This window comes from Holospora curviuscula (assembly GCF_002930195.1).
GTDB lineage: Bacteria > Pseudomonadota > Alphaproteobacteria > Holosporales > Holosporaceae > Holospora > Holospora curviuscula.
Window position 1 is genome coordinate 57,730 of sequence record NZ_PHHC01000082.1, and the last position, 20,310, is coordinate 78,039.

The window sequence follows — 20,310 nt, forward strand, 5'->3', positions numbered from 1 at the left end:
AGTATACGGCGTCACGAGATTTTCCATCGTAAAAAGCGCACAAAAAACATTTCCAAATACCTTCATATAAATCCCAGAACGATCATGCACTAGCCCCCCCACAGAGTATAAATTCACTATTTTATCCCAAATTCGAGAAGCACCAGGAGACTTTCTTGAAATGACATCAATAAACTGTTTCTTACTGTACAATCCGAAGCTTTCATGGTTCTTTGAAAAGTCATACAGTACATTATATTGTATTAGGTTCGGAAAAGAAGCGGGGCATTGCCTCATATCATTGAGCCAATTCTGTAATTTTATCCTTAATCCGTGAGTTTATATTAGCGCAAAGCCCAAAACTTCTTTATAAAATTTAGATCTAGTGAATAAGGGAGTAAAAATATTATTTTTCAACTCACAAATTCGATGAGCGTTCTTGTCTTTTGTGATGTATGGAATGGAGCGTGATCCATAATGACCCCGGGTTTTAGCACTTTGATTCAACACTGTTTTTCCCAATAATTAAAAAGATTTTTATTACAAGAGCCCTGTTAAACATCCTAAATGTAATGCGCTAAGTAGCTAGACTAGGGGTTCGTTTGTATAATATGTACGACGCTTTTAGGAACCAGTTTCTCGTTTTTTATCCCCTTCTCTATCTTTGAAAATCGCCATGCCCATACTACTTTTATCAACCTGTACAAGGGTTGCAGGGGGCATATTTCTACTACGTATGTGTTACTGATTGCACTTTTCTTGCTCTACTTTCCCAGAGTAAAAAGAAGTTTTATCGCTAAATTTTAGCTTCTTTAGTACTACTGTGATATATCTTTTACTTATAGTAAACTCAGCTTTAATATCCTTCAATCTAGGATCTTTGACAAATATATTCTACTTTTTAATAGCTCAGTCTACGCTTACATCTTAAACATTCTTTAGCATCGTAATTCCCTTCTTTTTTATATGTTATTTGCTCAGGGAATGTATTGCTTTTTTTCTTAAATCGTTACTCTATGAGCTAGTGGATACTGTTTCTTTTTATTTTACCACGAGTGTGGCTATATCTTTAGGACAAAGCGCTCACTCTAACTTTTTATCGCTACTCGTTTCTTTTACTTAAATCGCAAGGATTATACTTATTGAATTAGTTTAGGGGAAGTCCTTAGGTGCCTGAAACTCAAGTATGATAAGTTTACATTCAGGATTAACACATAACCCTACATGCTGTATATTGAGGCGCTTATACGTGTAGATGTATCTTTTTTAACTAAACAAAGGCCGAAGTGCTTTTTCATCTACCTGCTCAACACTCATATGAATAAAGTATGATCCTATATACTGCATCTTTAAGTAGTCACAAAGATGGGAAAAAAGATCATTAATATGCCCTTCCACCATTTTTATTACATCTGCATTGCGTCCTGCAAAATTTGCAATAACAGAAATTTTTGTTCCCTCTAGCGCTTTTTTTAAATCTCTTCGTATCGTCATCAAATCGGTAATTCGATCGAGAAAAATTTTTACATAGGCACTTACTGTATACCAATAAATTGGTGTCGCAATTACAATCGTTGAATATTCACCAATACAGCGCTCCATTAAAGGAATAAAGTCGTCTTTTTGATTGCGCCCTTCGTAATCATAAGGCGTAATATTTAAGGTACATAAATCTACAATAGGCATACCGGAAACATAGGGTTCTCCAAGAGTTTTAGAAATTTTATTCAACAATGCCTTTGTGTTTCCATGGGGCCTTGAACTCCCGTTAAGTGCAATACAGTACGATTGAATACTCATCAGTGAAGCTCCTGGTTGATATAATTTAAAGGATGATAATCTTTCAGTACTTGAGATAAACGACGCTGGGTAACATGCGTGTACACTTGAGTACTAGAAATATCCCGATGTCCTAAAAAAGACTTAATACTAAACAAATCTACACCTTGCTCTAACAAATGGGTTGCAAATCCATGACGAATGCCGTGGGGAGAAATGCGTTTCGGGTCAATATGAGAACGCAACGCTAACACTTTAAGTCCACGTCCCACAGATTGTCGAGGCCAATGTCCAGATTTTCCTGGAAATACATAAGGATTCTTGGAAAAAGGCATTTTAGATCGAACGGAAAGATAAAGAATGAGGGCATCCTGAGCGTTTTGTGTTAAAAATACAATACGCTCTTTATCTCCTTTTCCTCTTAAACACAACATTCCTGCCTGTTCTTGGGTTTCCTGAAGCACCGCATTCAGCGTCACCAGGGAAATAGACAGCGCCTCTGAGATGCGTAATCCTGTAGAGTACAAGAGTTCAAGTAATGCATACATTCGAATACCTTTCGCGCTGGTATTCTGTTTTGCTGTATCAATAAGCTGACGCATCTCTTCCATAGTCAAAACCTGAGGAATAGAAGGGGCGTACTGGGGGATGGAAATATCTGCCATAGGATTAATTTTTACGTAGTCTTCCTGATACAAAAATTGATATACCTGACGCAGAGCAGAAATACGTCTTGCAACACTTCGGGGGTGTAAGCTTCCCTCAAAAGAGAGATTATGTACGTAATGAAGCATATCACAAGAGCTAGCTTGCAATATATCCAAAGTTTTTGAAGCTTCAATAATGTCGAAGGCATATGCATCACAAGTATTTTTACTGAGCCCTTTCTCTACTATTAACATTTCCAAAAATGCTTCTAACCAAGATGGATGATCAAGATGCGCCATAAAAGATCAACCGTCCTTTTTCAAAAAAAGCCTTTCTTTAAGAGCACCTTGTTCATGCAGTACTTTTACAATATCACATCCTCCAATTAAAACCCCTTGCACGTACAGTTGAGGAAAAGTGGGCCAATCGGAAAAAATTTTAATTTCTTGCCGTACTGCATCGTCGCTCAGCACATCAAAATAGCCAAAATTCACAGCATAATTTTTCAAAATTTCTACAACAGTTTTAGAAAATCCACACAAAGGATATTCAGGAGATCCCTTAATAAACAGCATAATAGGATGAGAAGCAATTAATGCCTGAATGGTATCACGTCTTGAAGTTTCGTGAGGATTCAAAGTGTTCATACTTTCTAAATTAGAATAAAATATCATTTTTTAAGCATAACAGGTTTGAAATATTATACAAGAGGATTTTTAGACTTTGTAAAATTGATTTTATTGTACTCTGGCGTTACCACTTTGAACTTGTTTTACAAAACGTACACTGATAAGATTTAAAGAAAACAAGCTAGTTTTTCGATGAAATTTACTTGGTCTTGGCTTAACGATTTTATAATACCTAAAGGCACTCCGCAAGATTTAGCTCAACGACTTACCGAAAGCGGCACCGAGACTCAAGTTTCAGACCTGTATGCGGGATTAGCGGAATTCGAGATTGGACAGATAAAAAGCATTACCCCTCACCCCAACGCCCATAGCTTAAACTTATGTACGGTCAATACCTCAAAAGGTTCTGTTACTGTGGTATGTGGGGCATCTAACCTACGCTTAGGAATGTGGGGAGTACTGATGCGCCCAGGTCAATATCTTCCTGGAGATAATATACCCTTAGCGCCCACTACAATTCGGGGTATCGAAAGTCCAGGAATGTTGTGTTCGGAAAAAGAACTGAACCTTGAAGGAATTTTTTATTCCTCTTCCAGCGAGGGAATATTAGAAATTCCTGAAAACAGTCCCATCAAAGATACGTTATATCCCCTTTTACCAAAAGATTGGCTTTTTGATAGTGAAGTAACGACAAACCGTGGAGATTTAATGAGCGTTTTTGGGATAGCAAGAGAGCTCGTTGCTTTAGAAGTGGCCCAGTGGAGAGATCCTATTTGGCCCAACCCTTTATGCCAAGCAGTGTCTCTGGACACGGTTTCAGTTCCAGAAATTCACATCACGACATCACTTTGCCTTCAATTCCATATGGCGCGGGTACAGCAAGATCCCCAACGTCCTTATCGTGCCCCTGCTTGGGTTAATCGACGCCTTAGAGATATCCATAAATCCCTTTCGCAGGATGTAGTCAATGGATTGACCTACTATACCCACAGTTTTGGCACACCGTTCCATGTATTTGATGCTCAAACACTGAGCCCACCGCTAGTCTTAGAATGCCTGAGTACTGAAACTTCTTTTTTGGCACTAACACAAGGAGAAACCCCAGGAGAACCGATCCATCTTTCTCCGGGGATGCTTGTGTTGAAGGATCAGAAGAATGTTCTTACGTTAAGCGGAATTCTTGGAGGAGAGACTTCGAAATATCAACCTTCTAGCACAACACTGTATATCGAAGCGGCAGAATTTGATGCAAAAACCATCAGTCTTGCAGGACAAAAACTTCGTCTTATGACCAGTGCTCGCAGAGTATTTGAACGGGGGATAGACGGCCGTAATTTAAAAGAACACTTAATACAAGCATTAAAGTGGATGGGGTTTTCCCAGATCAACCTTTATACAGCCCGATCTCCCAACCCTAATGTTCAAAGAGAAATCTCTTTATCTGTGAACTATTTTGTAAAATTTACAGGGTGTACTGTATTAACTGCTCGAGAAATGTCCCGAAGATTAACATGTTTAGGATTTGAAGTGCGTACAGCATTGGAACCCACAGAATCTGGGGAGCATAATGAGATTTTAACGGTTACTCCGCCTCCATGGCGTAAAGATATTGAAGGAGCTCCGGACCTCATTGAAGAAATTTTAAGATTTAAGGGATGGTATCAAGAAGTTCCCTTCACTGCCCCTCTTTTATCCTGCATCCCTCCTTTAAGTCTTCTTCAGATGCATATCCAGCAAGGGCGGACTTATTTGATGCATCAAGGACTAGGAGAAGCCGTAACTTGGTCCTTCATAAGCGCCCATAAAGCAAAAGAATTTTCTGACATAGACTCCAGTAGTCTAAAAGAGATGACTCTTATTAATCCAATTTCTCAAGATATGGCGGTAATGCGACCGTCGATTCTTCCCAATTTAGTAGATTTAGCTCTTTGGCATGCGCACAAACATCTTCAGGTGCAGGGAAGGTTTGAAGGGGGACCTGTATTTTTTACAGGCCATCCCAAAGGACAAAAAACTGTAATGAGTGGAGTACTGCCCGAACGTCTTCCCCCAGCTTGGGGACGCCAGGACTATTTTTCTTTTTTTCATCTCAAGCAATTAGTAAACGGTCTTTGTATGCTCTGGGGAGAAGCACCACGATATATAGAGGCACAACTTCCTTGGATGCATCCTGGGCAGTGTGCTCATATTTGGATTAAGGATGTCTGTATTGGATTTATGGGCAAAATTCATCCCCGCCTTACCGAGGAGTATCCTTTAATGGCCTTTGAGGTCGATCCTGCGCAGTATCCACTCCCTTTTGCTCCAAAACTGTCTATTTCACCGCTTCAGCCCATTGAGAAGGATTTATCTTTCTTTTTGGATAAAGGAAGTATTGGAGATTTTCTTTACGCGTTCAAACAACAAGATTCTGAGTTAATCGAGGTGTGCTTAGTCGATTGCTTTAAAAAAGAAGGACGAACGTCCATTTCAATCCGTTGCACCTTTCAGCCCCAACATCGCTCTTGGTCTGGAGAAGAAATTCATCACCGTTTAGAATTACTGGTAGGTTGGGCTTATAAAAACGGAGCTTCTTTACGGGGAAACGCTTTATTTTCACATCTTTTATCATGACATTGAGTTTCCTGTGTACAAATTTTAGCGTCGCCATATGAAAGGATCAACACACCTTAACGCTCCCAAGAAAATAGAAGTGTTCTTATTAAAACTGAAGAATGTTGTTTTAAAGTACTTTATTTATTGAAGAATTAAGCAATAGCAGGGCACACTTTGTGAGAAACGTACTTGCTCTGGTTGATTTGAAACTGTTTTGAGAGGGAAAAAATTGAGCTCGAGTAACTATTACTATATGAACTTTAAAGTGTTTCCAAGCGCATCGATTCAGGTGTAGATGTTTTAGAACTTATTAACGTTATGATCTAAACAGAAGATCACTCAGTATACCCTAGGGCACATCGTTACGAGATTTTAGCCCTCATTAAAAATGCCTTTAAGCATAAGCCGGAACACTATAAGTTTGTGTTTTTGGCTTACCTGGGAACTATAACACGCCATTCTTTGAATTTCTGAAATGTATTTTTAACACTATGTCTGAGCTTATAAAGATTAGTATCACTCTCTTTTTGAATGGTTCTCTTTCTTTTTCCTGGAATCACAGGATTAATGCCCGATACTAGAGCATTATAGTATTCGTATCATAATTTTTATCCGCTATTCATTCATCAGCTTGAGTCCAATAGTTTCTGGAGCCTTCTGTAACTATGATTCTAACCGGTATACCCAGAGCATTCATAGGTACTTTTGTATTGAGCTCCCTCTTGTGCGATCAGTAGAGTGACTCCCGCCTACTGACCCAAGTCCAGACTTAGAGGTCTTGAGAAAAGTAGAATTTATTATTAACCATTGAAAATCAGGATTATCTATGAAGACCCTAAGAAAATGCTTTTATCACGCCCTCTACAAAACCCCCTGTGTACATTCCAATGCCCATAATCCCGCTGGATAACTCTCGTCATGATGCACTCCTTCTAAAGATCCGTATGACTGCATTTATGAACGTTCTGTTATCCGGTGTAATCCCGCCCCAAAGTCATACTCTCATTGCTTATATCATGTCTACAATAACTTGAGCTCCATTATCTTAACTCCATTTTTCGCTGTTCTCATTCATATATAAACGATTACCATATTAACTACTATGCAATCAAAATCTTGTGACGACACACCCTAATCAAACCCTACCTTCCTGTGCAATGCTGGAACGTAAAAAGGGAATTTTTTCTGCATTAATGAGGAAGAAAAAAGTTGTAAACGGTGCGCTGAACGCTGTGTTTTAGAGCGTTTGTTTGAAGCACTAAAAGAAAATTAATTCAAAAATTTTTCTAACATGTTTTGAGTTGAACAGAAAAAGTATCAAAGTCTACCTGTGCGTGGTAGACACTTTAAAAAATACGGCTCCCAATCCATAAAAAAATTTTGTGATGGATAGACGAAAAAATTGATTTCGGTGCTGTGTCAATATTCCCTAAGGAATTTCCCACCGGGGTGCTTTTGTATTAATAAAAAGATATTATATTTAGACTCTCACTTGGTGTAATTAATTTTTAATAAAAATCATTACCTCCACAGTTTTTTCTATTGATACATTCTAAAAAACGCTAAGTCTCATTGAACTATATTTTTTTTTATGGTATAGCTTGTTCGTAATTTATTAAATAAAACAGGTTATTCGATGAAGATACTACAATTAACTTATCTAGTAATTTCTGCAGTGTTGGTACTCAACGCGAATTCTTGGGCAGGTCCAAAAACGCAGCATCAACAGGAACAGGAGCAACAGCTAACTTCAGAACAACGACGAGTATTGAAGGAGGCCCAAAACGCTTTTGAGGATGCGGTCCGTATTGATTTTTTGCTTGAACATGACTATTGTAGTGAGGATCTTATTTTTAATAAAGTACATGGTGTTAGGATTAATGAACCTTTAAGGTTGTTAGCCCACACTATGATGCTTGCGCAAGCCCTATGCCGATACAACACGTTGATTACACCACGTAAGCAAGCAGAAATAGCTCAAAATATAATAAATGCGGCCTTTGAAAAGCGTAAAAATATTTCGGCCAGTGACCCTAGAGACTATTTTTCTTCTTTTAGATTATTGACTCAAAAACGGGAAGAAGCTAAGCGCGCAGCAAGAGCGCTTATTGGTGGATTTGGTAACATCTTAGAGGAGATTGATACAAACCCTTCTATAAATTACCTCGAAAACCTTTATCGAGAGAACGTCCTTTCTGTGGATAAAGGGTTTTGTGAACTGTACTGTAAAGATCCACAGACTAAATATCCTATAATGAACTTAATAGCTTATGCTTTAAATAAGGACCGCGCACCAAAAAAACAACTTCCAAAGAAAAACACTTTTCCTAAAGTGAAACAAGATCCTAATGTTCCTAAGCGAGGTCGATTGGGAAGTCTGGTCATTAGTGCGCGAACTCGTCAAGCGCTAAACGCTCTTACAAATTTACATAACTTTGCCGCTGACAATAAATTTGAAAAGGATCCTTTGACTAATAAAGATTTTTCTAACAAACAAATAGCTGAGCAGCATAAATCATTGATTCTAACCCTTATAGGAGATACCTGGGGTGAATTGAGAGAAGGTAGTTTTACTTTTTTTAATTCTCTGCAACCCACTATTAATACTAAACTATTGGATTTGTGGTTAGACTCTGATAACATAGTGTATGAAGCGTATTCTACATTACGAAAAATATTTTGTCGTATTAAAGTTCCGCCTTTTGATCCTAATGTTTGGAAAGCAGTTCCTAGTGAGTGTCCTGATTGCAAGGCATATGCTCCTATTACGACACCTAATAATGATCTTTTTGATCAGAGGCAGATCATAGAGAGCAAAAGTAGCAAAAAAATTAAAAAACACCTAAAAAATTTGACCCAAGAGTTTTGAACAGTACAATTTTTGATCTAGATTTAGCTAAAACCTATTAATAGTATCCGCTGAAGTGAAGATATGCTGTACTAGATTCATAAAAAAATTGAAGAAAGACAGTATATCTTCATCAAGGTTTACCTTTATGTACAACGTTGGAACGTAAAAATACAGCATATATACTTACTTCATCATTCGTGAAGACAATAGTTGTGAAGGACGTGCTTTTCAAACAATTAGGAACTCGGTAGAGAATTTATGTGCCTCCAAACCATATGGCCTTAAACCGTTACGTTTTAGAGCGCTTGTTTAAAGTTCCACAAAAAAATTGATTCCAAAGTCTACCTGTGCGCGGTAGACACTTTAAAAAATACGGCTCCTAATCCATGAAAAAATTTTGTGATGGATAGACGAAACAATTGATTTGATTATCGGGAATAATGGTCTGGTTTTAACTTCAGTACTTATTAAAAAACTGGAAGCATGGTTTACTCAAAATACCCCTTCTGATAAACCCTTCTTATCGTCCTGCCCGCCAATAGGTTGAAAAATGCGGATTTAATCCTGTGGTTCATCCCAAATCAACACTCTTGAACCCACGCAATTTCTATAAAATGCTCTACAAACGATACAAAGAAATAGCGCTTTTTTTCAGAAAAATCAAAGAATTTTCCCGTATTTTGTCACGCTTTGAAAAAAGAGATATTCTACTTTCGACCTTTATACATAGTGTTGTCGTCATGGAAATACTGAAATCGTGTTAACAGAAGCTAGATGAATGCATTTTTTACTGTGTCTTAGAGCCTGATCTTCTAGACTGATGCGTTAGTATTCTTACAAATAAGGATGCGTTGACACAAGGGAGCGTTAAAAAATTTATTTTTGGATCAATTCCATAAAACGAGACCATAGCGTTGTTTGGAACGTTGGTGGACAAAGCTTTTATACCCATAATCTTCCGGAAATATCTGTTATAAAGACTGGCTGTGTGCTATAAAGTCTTTCATACATTCTATTAGAGCGAGATAATTTTTTGCAAAATGTTCAGAATATACGTTGCCTAAATAGTGGTGCATAGGAGATGTTAATGTAGTGAGATTTCTTTTTTTTAGAAAGCATTTACTTAAGTCATTTTTAATATTCTGTTTTGTACACGAAATTTACCCATGTAAATCCGTTTAATAGAACTTCACAGGCGCTCATAATATTGCTCAGAGTAGTATAGAGGAGAAAATAGTGCGGAGATACAGAACAAATTCTTAAGTATTTTTGGGAATTTCCGATGTTTATTTTAGTGATAAATACATTCCAGAAAGAAAAGCAAAAGTCGAATATCAAATGTGTCATACCTGGTTACTAAGAACCCAAAATATTTTAATTTATCGTAGAGTGTTTCTCTGAAATTTTGAAAGTATAGCAGTCTCAGATTATATAGATTTTACGGCATTTACCCTATAATGTTAGCGTGTTAGCTTTTTTTAGCGATTAATGCTGACATGGAGGGCCCTTCTATAAGATATAAAGCATTGATATTATCTGGTCTTTAACCTCCAAAAAATCTAATAGGGTTACCAAAAACATGGCATACAGGATACTGTACCACTCAAGCCTCCTTTTCCATCTTCCTAGGGAGTGTCAATATATAGAAAGAATTAAAAGTATAATCGAGGCATTGGATTATATTATATAAGTAAAATGCATTGTTTTCGGTATTTATTTTTCTCTTCTTTAAATCACTGAATCCCAGCTTTTCTAATACTACTGGAGAACATTCTTAGTGTATATTTAAATTCAGCATCTACGTCACTGAATTTAGCATCAGTATTATCATTATTCTTTAAAAATACATCTTTTTATAGTGCGTTTTATTAGTGTAACATAAATGTCGACATAGTATTTAAGCCATATTCAGATACCTGCGATAGTGACGAAAGCCAGGAAAGCGGCTTTTGTTGTGTGATGGCCCGTTGCAATACGGGTAAAATGCTTGCTTTTATTGAACCTGCGCTCTATCAAATTTCGCATTCTATAAAAGTCTTTATCAAAATCTCGTGATTTTTTTGATGAGATTTTAAAGAAATAATACCTTTACCCTCCATTTTAACACTTTCTGCACCCACATAATTCGCATCATATCCTTTGTTTACCAGAATAACTTTTGCTTTCAGACTTTCCAAAAGCCTCAAAGCGTGTGTAATCGTAAGATTCTCGGCCTGTTAAAAAAAATCCCATGAGGTTATCGAGCGCATCCAAAGCAGCATAGATTGTGTTAGAAAATTCACCACAAGCGCTCCCTAATGCTTAGGTTTGAACCCCTTTTTTACACCAGTCCCGCGCTGATGCGTACGCACAGTGGTGGAATCAATGATCCCCTATTCCATGTCCGCATCTTCCATCAAGGTGTTGAACACCATTTTCTACATTTCATTATCTACACATACTCTCTTGGGCGAGAGCGCTATAGGGCTGTTTCGGCCCACCTAAATCACGCCATCCACAGAACCTCCGAGTGTCTCAGAAAAACCAGGTATGTAACTTCTATCCTCTCAAATTAATTGTCTTCCAGGTGCTTTTTATAAGACATGAGTTATCTTTTTTACAAAGCATATAATTTTTTTCAAAATATATTGGCACTGCCTAAATAGTAATAACAAGACTGGTAAATCATAAATTCACAACACCCATAGGGTTTAACGGTTCTTGTCATAGGGAATGATTTGGGCAGAGAAGAATTTAATTAAAGAACTAAAAATCTTCTAAGGGATCATTAACGCATAATTTCATACACAATAAAGATACGAGAGGACACATGAAATTTGGTTAGATACAGCGTAATTTTCTTGCCACCCCACTAGCTGGATTTTACCTCAATAAAACAATTCTGAACGAATATGAACTCATAAATTAAAGAGAGAATTACTGCTTATTATTCTAAAAATACATTTTTTATATAGAAAAACAAACATAGAATACTTGTGGTAGAAGAAAAAAGAAAATATTTACAGATGTCGTATTCATTGGATTTTTCGTAAAGGTTGCAGAATTAAGAAGAAAGAAGGGGTGAGCTATGAGGACTCTGGTAGACGTTTTGGAATAGGTAAGCAGGTTATAGAGAGGGTACGCGTTTAGAACCGAACTTAGTTCACTATAAGCCAGCCAGCACAATTTGGCATAGACTGTTTAGAATACGATATAAGGATGGATCCTAATGCCTACCAGCCAGCGTGAGCGGAGCGCTTTGATATTAGGGCTGTTGGCATTTTGAAAGCCCTGAGAGGTCCTAGTGTTCGCTATAAAAAAAACTTAAATCATCCGAAAGCGAATCTAGAAAAAAGATCTGTATTGTGCTAAAAGCGTGATGAGTTAAAAAAAAAGAAAAATAGAGTGCTGACTATTAATGAAAGTAGATTTTCCCATGATATGCCAAAAATTCACAAGTATTCTGTAAAAGGGAAGCGTTGTTAAGAAAAACAGAATTGGGGTGAGAAAGGTAGAACAAATGTTATAGGCGCTTTAATGGGCTCCACTTTAGTAGCTATTGGATTGCTTACGGGTTCTGTGGAGGTATTAACTTGTTGGGTAAAGAAAATGTTCCTACCCAATATGCTAGAAAACCGTGGTATTCTCATGGATAATGCTGGTTTTTATCAAGGTAAAGCGATGCAGAAAATGACTAAAGAGGATAGTCATACTTTACCTCTCGCTTTATTTTCCTGACCTTAATCCGATTGAGAAAAAATGGACTCAAGCTAAACAGATAAGACGTTCTAAAAATTGTTGAATTGACGGGCTATTTTCTATAACTATTTTATAGTTATTTTGCTATATACCACATTCAATCTACTTATTATATTGCTATGTACCCCAGACTATTATGACGCTTCTTTTTTTAAACTCTATAGTCTAAAATCTTTTGAAAACTGTATCACACACTGTGTAATACAGTTTGACTGTTGAGATTTCTATACAGATTTTCCATAAAACTTTTCTTTTGCTTCCATGAAAAAAAGAAACACACAAGGAATAACAAACAGAGTAAAAAATGTTCCTACTGTCATGCCTCCTGTAATAACCCAGCCAATTTGCTGACGCGCTTCATAGCCAGGACCCTGGGCAAGGGCCAAGGGAATGGATCCTAAAACCATTGCTAAAGTAGTCATTAGGATCGGTCGTAACCGTAAACGACATCCTTCCAATATTGCTTCTTTCAAAGGAAGTCCAGAGCGTCGCGCCTGGTCTGAAAAGTCTACCAAGAGAATACCATGTTTAGTAATAAGGCCTATTAACGTAATTAACCCAATTTGTCCATAAATACTGATAATACCAAAAACTGCCGCCAAAGTTAGGACTCCACCCGCAAGTGCAAGAGGAACAGTAACCATGATGATAAAAGGAGAGAGAAAGCTTTCAAACTGAGCAGACATGACCAAGAAAATAAAGATAATTGCTAAAGCAAATATCATGTAAATGTTTCCAGATTCTTTTTGCAAGTTTTTTAGCTCTCCTTCCGCTCTTAACTCAAAGTCTGTGGGTAATTGAACTTTTTGTTCAAAGGCTTCATAAACGGTCATGGCAGAAGCGCTTTTTTGCAAGTACGCCTTGAGTGTATAAGAGCTTTTTCGATCGGTACGATAAATAATAGAATCGCCAGATTTTTGCTCAAAAGATACCAACTCTCTTAAAGGAACCATAGCTGTTTCATTTTTTACATTCCGACCTTTAATAAAAAAGTGAGGAATCTTTGCCAGATCTTTTTCGGAATCTGGAAGCTCTAGAATGACATCGTACATACGCTTATCCTTTTCAAAATGAGAGACTTTCGTTCCTCGAAGAAAAATTTTTAAAGTCTCGAAAACTTCTTCCGGAGTAAGACCTAACTGAGAAATACGCTCTCGATGAATTTTTACATTGTACCCTACTTCTTCCACGAGCTCGGTATTATCGACCCAATCTACACCAGGAATCTCTTTTAATAAATGGCGCAATCTCCGCCCTTCTTTTCTTAGTGATTCTGAAGACTTGTCACTTAATAGCACCATCTCTATTTCTCCAGAGCTGTCTGTGCGACTGCTTACCGGTGAAGAATTCACGCATCCTGCGTATACTTCTGCGCCTGCAACGTTTTTTTGGAACAGTGGATCTAATTCTTTAATAATATCTTGGCATACTTTGGTGCGACTCTCCCAAGGTTTGAGCGTTACTCGCCCTATGCTGTCTCCCATATGCATGATCAGCAATCTATTATTAACCTCTGGAATTTCTTGCAATACTTTATCGACTGGAAGTGCTAGCTTTGAAAGAAATGTTAAGTTTCGAGTGCTGGGTGGGTACATTCGAACGCGTAAAATTCCTTCATCAGAAGCAGGAATAAGTTCTTGTTTCAAGTTAGTATAAACCCATACACCCAATGCAGACAAAGCCAACAACCCCATCCACACAAATTTCATATGATTCAAAGCGTTATTTACCCACTTTACGTAAAAATATTCTAGCTTTCCAAGAAATGCATCAATTCCTTGAGAAAAACGCTCTAACGGCCTCCACTTAAATGGTGTGTGGGCTCGTACCAATACAGAACACATGGCAGGAGATAAAGTCAATGCTACAACGCCAGAAATTAATACTGCGCCCGCAAGCGTCAAAGCAAATTCTTTGAACATTTTTCCAATAGTTCCGGGAATTAATGAAATTGGCGCATAAACTGCGGCTAAAGTAAGCGTCATGGCAATGACGGAAAAACGAATCTCTTTGCATCCTAACCGTGCTGCCTGTAGGCGATTTCTTCCCTGCTCTAAATATCGATATACATTTTCTAATACTACAATGGCATCATCTACTACCAATCCAATGGCAAGTACCATAGCCAATAGTGACAAAACATTAATACTAAAGCCCAGCATCTGCATGATAAAAAAAGTACTTACTAACGAAATAGGGATAGTAATCAAAGGAATGAGTGAGGAAGAGAAAGAACGTAAAAAAACAAAAATTACCAGCAAGACTAAAAGAATAGATTCAAAAATGGCTTGGTATACTTGCTCAATGGATCGTTTAATAAAGATAGATTTATCAAGGGCCACATGAACCTTAATATCTTTTGGAAGAGTTTTTTGAATCTCTGTCAACCGCTGGTGCACCAGCTTAGAAATGGTGATGGGATTACTATTGGGCTGAGGAATAATCTGTAATGCAACTACAGCGCGTCCATTATAAAAGACTTTATGTTCTTCATCTTCTTGACCTAAGCGGACCTGAGCTAAATCTCCTAAGCGCACTTTATTCAGTACACCAGAATAATTATTTTTTCCTGCAGGAATCAATAAGTCTGAAAATTCTTCTGGTCGAGATAACATACTTTGGGCAGTGAGAGAAAATTGTCGATTTTCTTCTTTCAAATATCCTAGCGCTCGTTCTACACTGGATTCTTTTATAAGGCGGCTCAGTTCGGAAACACCCACATGATACGAGTAAAGTTTTTCACGATCCAATATAATTTCCATTCGAAGCTCACTACCGCCAATGACTTCGCCCACTGCAACACCCGGAATACTTTCCATTGATCCTTTTAATACCCGAGATGCGACCGTGTAGAGGTCGGTTAAGGGCACGTGAGGCTCTCCTTGTACTGCTAGCTCTATAATAGGTAATGCATTAGAGTTTCCTTTTGTAACGTATACTTTTGCAGACTCTGGAAGTTTGTCCTGAATACGAGATAAAATTTCTCGCACGTCAGCAGAAGCAGCATCCATAGAGCGATTTTCTTCAAAAATCAACCAGGTATTACTTTCATTTTTCTGAACTTCAGAGCGCATATTGTCCAATGACTGTAACGAAACAAAAGATTCTTCCAATAACTTGGTAACCTGCTCTTCAATAACTCGAGCCGATCCATTGAGCGTTGCACGAACTGTTAAAGACGGACGCTCAACGATAGGATATTGACGCGTGGAAAGTTGAAAAAATGCAACAATTCCAAGGAGCACCATAATAATATTGATCACCCAAGAAAATACTGGACGATCAATAAAAAAATCCGTAAAAGATGGGGTAGATTCTTTAAGGGTTAACGGAGGAGGGGGCGTGTGCATAAAAGAGCTCCTTATTCTTTTGTAAGTATAACGGGAAGTCCGTCTTTTACCATTTCCGCAGGTTCTGTAATTACTAAATCTCCTTTCTCTACACCACGTAGTTTCTCACCGATACTAATAAGCCCTTTTAGCTGGGGCCCGGGTGTCACTGAAACTGCTTTAGCAATAAAAATTTTTTCGTTATCAAATATCTCACCGGAGTCTTTTACAACGTAGACTAAATATTGACCAGAATCAGGAATGACAGCCTCTGTAGGCACTAACAAAGCTGGTGCCGCATCTTTAAGGGTTACTGCTACTTTAACAAAAGTTCCGTCCTGATAAGATGTATTCTTTTCTGAGAGATTTGCGTTGAATTTCACCATATGAGATACTGGATCAGAAAAAGGCTCTTTCGCACTGACTACTGATGCCAAAGGCAAAATTCCTTCTCCTTCCATCTGAATTAATACTTTTTGTCCTACTTTAACCTGCTCTGCATCAATTTCAGACAATTCGAATTCCACAATGGTTTCATCAGAAACAATTTTACCTACTTCTTGTCCTTGTTGTACCGAAGAACCAGGGCTGAGCTGCTTACCATTGGTTTGAAAAAATCCCACATGTCCGGTAAAGGGTGCAGTAATTCTCATATTATCATCGTTGACTTTTGCTTTTTCCACCTCCAAACTGGCGGAAGCCATTTCTGTTTGTGCTTTTTCCACCTGAGCGTAAGACCAAATTTTCTTTTCATACATTTCTTTACTACGCTGATAATCTGCTTTTTTTGCCGCTAACTGAACATTAGCCCATCGAATTTGTACTTTAGTGTGATCATCTCGAAGCTGAATTAATGGTTGATTTTTTAACACCCGACTTCCTGCCCCCACAAAAATATTCTTTACAATACCTGGAGATTGAAAGATAAGAGGAGCAGAATATTTCGCTTTGATACTTCCACTGACGGATATTACTTTGTCCACGTTCATGCGTTCTACAGACTTTACAATAACGGACAATGGACGTCGATTTTTATTAAGAACTTTTTTGGTACTGCATCCCCCCAAAAACATGCTTTCGCCCCATATGAAAACACTCCACAGAAGCATCATGCCAACACGTGAGGATGTTGTGTATCTTATTCCAGCAGAATGATATTTATTTTTAAATTTTCGCGCTTTACTGGAAAAACGAACATTTTTGTTATACTGATTTTTCATACAAAACGAACCCTAAATTTAATATTGATAATGCCTGAATTTCTTTGAAAAATCTAGAGGAAAAAAGATTATTCATAAAATTAAATAGTTAATTTTTGTTTAGAGACTGTAGTCACGAGATAGATAATCAAAAAATAAATTGTTCTGAGAAGGAGGGGTATGCAAAAATTACCTCTTCGCCATGATGTTGCGAATGATGTTTGGAGTTTTTTTTGGTCCCCCATCTTCCAGGCCGAGAGGAGCTTGAGGGTGGGCTGACCAAGGAAAACTAGAACTTTATCAACATGGTTTTTGGAGTTTGAGAACAAGCGCTCCGTGACGCGATTTTCTGCGCGATTATTGCTGGTGAAGTAATACTCCTCGCCGATTTATTGGCTGAAGAAATAAGGGAATTTGGGAAAAAACTGCTTGAAAACCTATTGTCCATCCCGATTTTGCCTGGCTTATGATGTGCCCCCCACATCAAAGCGTATCCTCACGGAGTAAAAATCAAGAAATGAAGCGTGCAAAAGCGGGCTCCATACCAAGAGACACCGTTCCGTGAATACTTTTATTAGAAACTTAAATTGAATATAGAACCCTTAATGAGTTTTTACTGTAAAAGTTAAATAAATATAGTATTATATTAATATAAATTTCTTCTCTCAATGTTACTTAAAATTTATAAAAGATTAATAAGCTGAGATTATAACTATGGTTTGGGGAGATCTTAAATAGATTCAATGAGGCAGCTGTGTGTATTAGAATCTGAGGGATGGACAAAAAACTTTCTTTTTTATAGTCTCTCATATAGTATGAAAGACTATTGAGATTTTTATTGATCATTCCATCTCAGGCACTTAAAATAAGATTAGCCAAGTATATTGCAACATCTTCTATACTTTCCCGCCGTCAAGCTGAAAAAGCGATTGAGCAGAAACGAGTAACCGTCAATAAAACTTTGGTGTCTCATATGACGTGTTTTGTCTCTTCTCACGATCAAGTACATCTTGATGGAATTCTTTTGCAGTCTCCAGAACGACCTCGCCTGTGGAAATGTTATAAGCCCAGGGGGTGTTTAGTGACCCGAGTCGATCCTTTTCAGCGTTCTACTATTTATACTGTACTTAACGCTCCATTACCCAAAACACAGCGTTTTTTATATGTGGGACGCTTAGATTTCGATTCAGAAGGATTGTTATTGATGACGAATACTCCAATACTTGCACATAATTTGGAAAATCCTCAATATGGTTGGGAACGGTACTATCGAATAGAAATGCAAGGTATTGTGCCATGGACTCTCTGTAAACTTCTGAACAATCCTATTACCTACAAAGGGATACGCTATCCTGGATGTCAAATCCAAGATTATGTCACCACTTCTTACTCTACTTGGATTACCATTATCTTGAAAGAAGGAAAAAAAAGAGAAATTCGCAATCGAGTTCAAGCGTTAGGGGTAAAGATTTTACGCTTGATCCGCACTCAGTTCGCAACGATAATGCTGGGCACGCTTCAACCTAAATTTTGGCAAGAGGTTCCAAAACATTACTGGCCTGCTCTACTTTTAAGAAATATGTGAGAAAAATATTTTCAAGTCTAAAGTCTATAGTACTTTAGCTTGAAAATAAGATTTGAAAGAATTGAAGTAAGGCCTTATATCATTACGTACATTAAGTCAGGGCAATCCATGGGTTTATAATAGCCCAGAATTTCTCAATGGAGTTTAGGTCGGGCGAATATACCAGGGCCACTTCATGAAAAATTTTGTTGCAAGATACGAAAAAGTATGTCGTCACTCCAGCCTCCCCATTTTTCTGAACCTCTTGATTGATTGTCTTGGCACCTGAGCTTGTTCAGAGCTATATTCCTGATTATTGCCTACTTTGATCTTCACCAAACGACTTATCTACTACCCAATGTAAGGCCCAATGACTTTTAATATATGAGAGCATTGTTTCAAGAGTGGCTTCTAAAAAAGATCCATACTACCGCACTTCACTAAAAAATTTGCCTTTTATCTCATGAGCCAATTCTATTCGCGTCATGCTTTTAATGGAAAGCCTATTAGAGATATTTAAGATGAGTTATTTAATATCCTGATTTACCGAGCATTTTCTAACTTCAATTCTAGCGTGCTCCTTATCGTAATTTTCTCAATAATCGCGTCATATCATCTGAAAGATTTCCCTGATTACCTTTGAGAGAGAATAGATAATCTTCTTCTCTATCCATGATTTTATCTTCAATTTTATTTTGACATCCCATGGCATTTATAGTGACAATAGATCTTCTATTATTCAGCCAATCCAATACCTTAGGTAGTGCTGTGAGCTCGTTGCTTTTATCCATTCCCTTGGCCTAGCCTTTGTAGCAAACGTGCGTATCCCCTATGTAACATCTCACCTTCGCCATCATAACTGCGCCTTGATACCTTTCCATCGATTGCTACAACATTGCCTGGCTATTTTTACTTATGCGCTTCACCCAGGTAGGAAATAGATCGTGAAACTGATCAGGATCAGGGCTTCTAAAGATTCTTTAGAGGTTTAAAATGATCTAAAACCCCTTCTTTTACTTCTTGCATTAACCTTACCTTAAATTGTTCACCATCCAAGGCATTCCCTTATTATTTCTCTTTTTTTAAGTATTTATTTTCATGAGGGGGCACTGGATCTTACACTATGAATCTTTTAATTATTGGGTATCACAGTCTTGAATCATAGCGCTAAACCCTGTCCTGATAGATAATACCGCATTCCATAACGCTTATATTAAGAAATTCTGGGCTACTATGAAACGATAGGTTAACTGTAATATTACTCAATGTATAGAATGATATAACGCCTTACTTGAATTTTTTTAACTCTCAGCTTCAAGCTAAATTTTTATAGCCCAAATCATTCCCATCCAAAAAGAGCACACCTTAAGTCAAGAGAACATTGAGCGTCTAATTAGACGCAATCCAAAAACTCGTTGAAAGTCCTTAGCGCAAACAAAACTATTCTTAGGCTTGCTGCATAAGCCTAAAACAAAAAAATTTGAGAGATTAAGGGCTAGAATAGTGTGGGTTTAATCATAATAATTTTTAGATTTGGTCGAATTAATTTTTGAGATTAACGATATCAGCGATAATTTTAGACTTATTAACTTCGTATTATATCTGTAGTGTTAGGCTGGAATTTTAAAATTTTCAGCTAAATCAACCTATGTTTCACCTTTAATCGTTTGTATTTCCGACGCTTGGTACCTTCTGTTCACATACCTTGTGGGAGCACCACTACTTTTACAAAAGGTTTAATCGTACACGAATCTTAGTGCTGTTTCCCCAGAAATAAGAGGTTTGTTTCAGACCCAAGACTTATTAATACCAAAAGCAATACTACTTGTACAATTGTATCTTCAAAGATTAATTTGAAGGTGCGCACAGGTCTTTTGTAGCGGTTCAAAGTCTGACTTTTCTAAAAAGGATAGGGTACCGAGCTTGTGACTTTGGCAATGTCACACAAATAATCTTAAAAAAATTTTTGGACGTTTTACAATATATTTGTGTACTTTAT

12 protein-coding genes are annotated in these 20,310 nt (G+C 37.5%); 6 read left to right on the forward strand and 6 right to left on the reverse strand.

Annotation, left to right across the window (positions count from 1 at the left end; genetic code table 11):
* Positions 1–1,245: 1,245 nt before the first annotated feature.
* From HCUR_RS03690 to grxD, 3 genes are read right to left on the reverse strand one after another with little or no spacing between them, the layout of a single operon-like run.
* Complete coding sequence (locus HCUR_RS03690; protein ID WP_104206800.1) at positions 1,246–1,779, reverse strand: flavodoxin family protein; 534 nt, start codon at positions 1,777–1,779, stop codon at positions 1,246–1,248.
* Positions 1,779–2,705, reverse strand: a complete 927-nt coding sequence (locus tag HCUR_RS03695; RefSeq protein ID WP_104206801.1) for a tyrosine-type recombinase/integrase — start codon at positions 2,703–2,705, stop codon at positions 1,779–1,781. The genes HCUR_RS03690 and HCUR_RS03695 overlap by 1 nt, the downstream gene beginning before the upstream one ends.
* Before the next feature lie 6 nt (positions 2,706–2,711).
* Positions 2,712–3,053, reverse strand: coding sequence for a Grx4 family monothiol glutaredoxin (gene grxD, locus HCUR_RS03700; protein ID WP_104206841.1), 342 nt, complete (start codon positions 3,051–3,053; stop codon positions 2,712–2,714).
* Between the two features lie 174 nt (positions 3,054–3,227).
* On the opposite strand from grxD, the gene HCUR_RS03705 reads away from it, so the two are divergent.
* The 4 genes from HCUR_RS03705 to HCUR_RS03715 all read left to right on the forward strand — a co-directional run bounded on the left by HCUR_RS03705 (position 3,228) and on the right by HCUR_RS03715 (position 12,198).
* Positions 3,228–5,648 (forward strand): phenylalanine--tRNA ligase subunit beta, encoded by a 2,421-nt coding sequence (locus HCUR_RS03705; protein WP_104206802.1) that lies wholly within the window; start codon positions 3,228–3,230, stop codon positions 5,646–5,648.
* Positions 5,649–6,748: 1,100 nt separating this feature from the next.
* On the forward strand, positions 6,749–6,871 hold the full coding sequence (locus HCUR_RS09820; RefSeq protein ID WP_279337585.1) for a hypothetical protein: 123 nt from the start codon (positions 6,749–6,751) through the stop codon (positions 6,869–6,871).
* A gap of 395 nt (positions 6,872–7,266) precedes the next feature.
* Positions 7,267–8,499 carry a hypothetical protein gene (locus tag HCUR_RS03710; RefSeq protein ID WP_104206803.1) on the forward strand — a complete coding sequence of 411 codons (1,233 nt, stop codon included), beginning with the start codon at positions 7,267–7,269 and terminating at the stop codon, positions 8,497–8,499.
* A 3,498-nt stretch (positions 8,500–11,997) separates the two neighbouring features.
* Entirely contained in the window at positions 11,998–12,198 is a 201-nt protein-coding gene (locus HCUR_RS03715) for a hypothetical protein (protein ID WP_104206804.1), read from the forward strand.
* A 245-nt stretch (positions 12,199–12,443) separates the two neighbouring features.
* Here HCUR_RS03715 and HCUR_RS03720 read toward each other — a convergent pair whose 3' ends face one another.
* Together HCUR_RS03720 and HCUR_RS03725 are read right to left on the reverse strand one after the other, a co-directional pair.
* Positions 12,444–15,569 (reverse strand): efflux RND transporter permease subunit, encoded by a 3,126-nt coding sequence (locus tag HCUR_RS03720; RefSeq protein WP_104206805.1) that lies wholly within the window; start codon positions 15,567–15,569, stop codon positions 12,444–12,446.
* Between the two features lie 11 nt (positions 15,570–15,580).
* Entirely contained in the window at positions 15,581–16,537 is a 957-nt protein-coding gene (locus HCUR_RS03725) for an efflux RND transporter periplasmic adaptor subunit (protein ID WP_207760907.1), read from the reverse strand.
* Between HCUR_RS03725 and HCUR_RS09130 the strand changes: the two genes are divergently transcribed.
* Both HCUR_RS09130 and HCUR_RS03730 read left to right on the forward strand, forming a co-directional pair.
* Positions 16,536–16,703 carry a hypothetical protein gene (locus tag HCUR_RS09130; protein WP_207760908.1) on the forward strand — a complete coding sequence of 56 codons (168 nt, stop codon included), beginning with the start codon at positions 16,536–16,538 and terminating at the stop codon, positions 16,701–16,703. The genes HCUR_RS03725 and HCUR_RS09130 overlap by 2 nt on opposite strands.
* 882 nt (positions 16,704–17,585) lie before the next feature.
* Positions 17,586–18,332: a pseudouridine synthase gene (locus tag HCUR_RS03730; protein ID WP_165780728.1), complete on the forward strand. Its 747-nt coding sequence runs from the start codon at positions 17,586–17,588 to the stop codon at positions 18,330–18,332.
* 560 nt (positions 18,333–18,892) lie between these two features.
* On the opposite strand, the gene HCUR_RS03735 is transcribed toward HCUR_RS03730, so the two are convergent.
* Positions 18,893–19,102 carry a hypothetical protein gene (locus HCUR_RS03735; protein WP_104206808.1) on the reverse strand — a complete coding sequence of 70 codons (210 nt, stop codon included), beginning with the start codon at positions 19,100–19,102 and terminating at the stop codon, positions 18,893–18,895.
* Between the last annotated feature and the right edge of the window lie 1,208 nt (positions 19,103–20,310).

What these genes read in the sequence shown, in the direction of transcription:
- HCUR_RS03690 (WP_104206800.1), bottom strand. Translation starts at nt 1,779, where the DNA reads ATGAGTATTCAATCGTACTGTATTGCACTTAACGGGAGTTCAAGGCCC.
- HCUR_RS03695 (WP_104206801.1), bottom strand. Translation starts at nt 2,705, where the DNA reads ATGGCGCATCTTGATCATCCATCTTGGTTAGAAGCATTTTTGGAAATG.
- grxD (WP_104206841.1), bottom strand. Translation starts at nt 3,053, where the DNA reads ATGAACACTTTGAATCCTCACGAAACTTCAAGACGTGATACCATTCAG.
- HCUR_RS03705 (WP_104206802.1), top strand. Translation starts at nt 3,228, where the DNA reads ATGAAATTTACTTGGTCTTGGCTTAACGATTTTATAATACCTAAAGGC.
- HCUR_RS03710 (WP_104206803.1), top strand. Translation starts at nt 7,267, where the DNA reads ATGAAGATACTACAATTAACTTATCTAGTAATTTCTGCAGTGTTGGTA.
- HCUR_RS03715 (WP_104206804.1), top strand. Translation starts at nt 11,998, where the DNA reads ATGGGCTCCACTTTAGTAGCTATTGGATTGCTTACGGGTTCTGTGGAG.
- HCUR_RS03720 (WP_104206805.1), bottom strand. Translation starts at nt 15,569, where the DNA reads ATGCACACGCCCCCTCCTCCGTTAACCCTTAAAGAATCTACCCCATCT.
- HCUR_RS09130 (WP_207760908.1), top strand. Translation starts at nt 16,536, where the DNA reads ATGCGTTCTACAGACTTTACAATAACGGACAATGGACGTCGATTTTTA.
- HCUR_RS03725 (WP_207760907.1), bottom strand. Translation starts at nt 16,537, where the DNA reads ATGAACGTGGACAAAGTAATATCCGTCAGTGGAAGTATCAAAGCGAAA.
- HCUR_RS03735 (WP_104206808.1), bottom strand. Translation starts at nt 19,102, where the DNA reads ATGGATAAAAGCAACGAGCTCACAGCACTACCTAAGGTATTGGATTGG.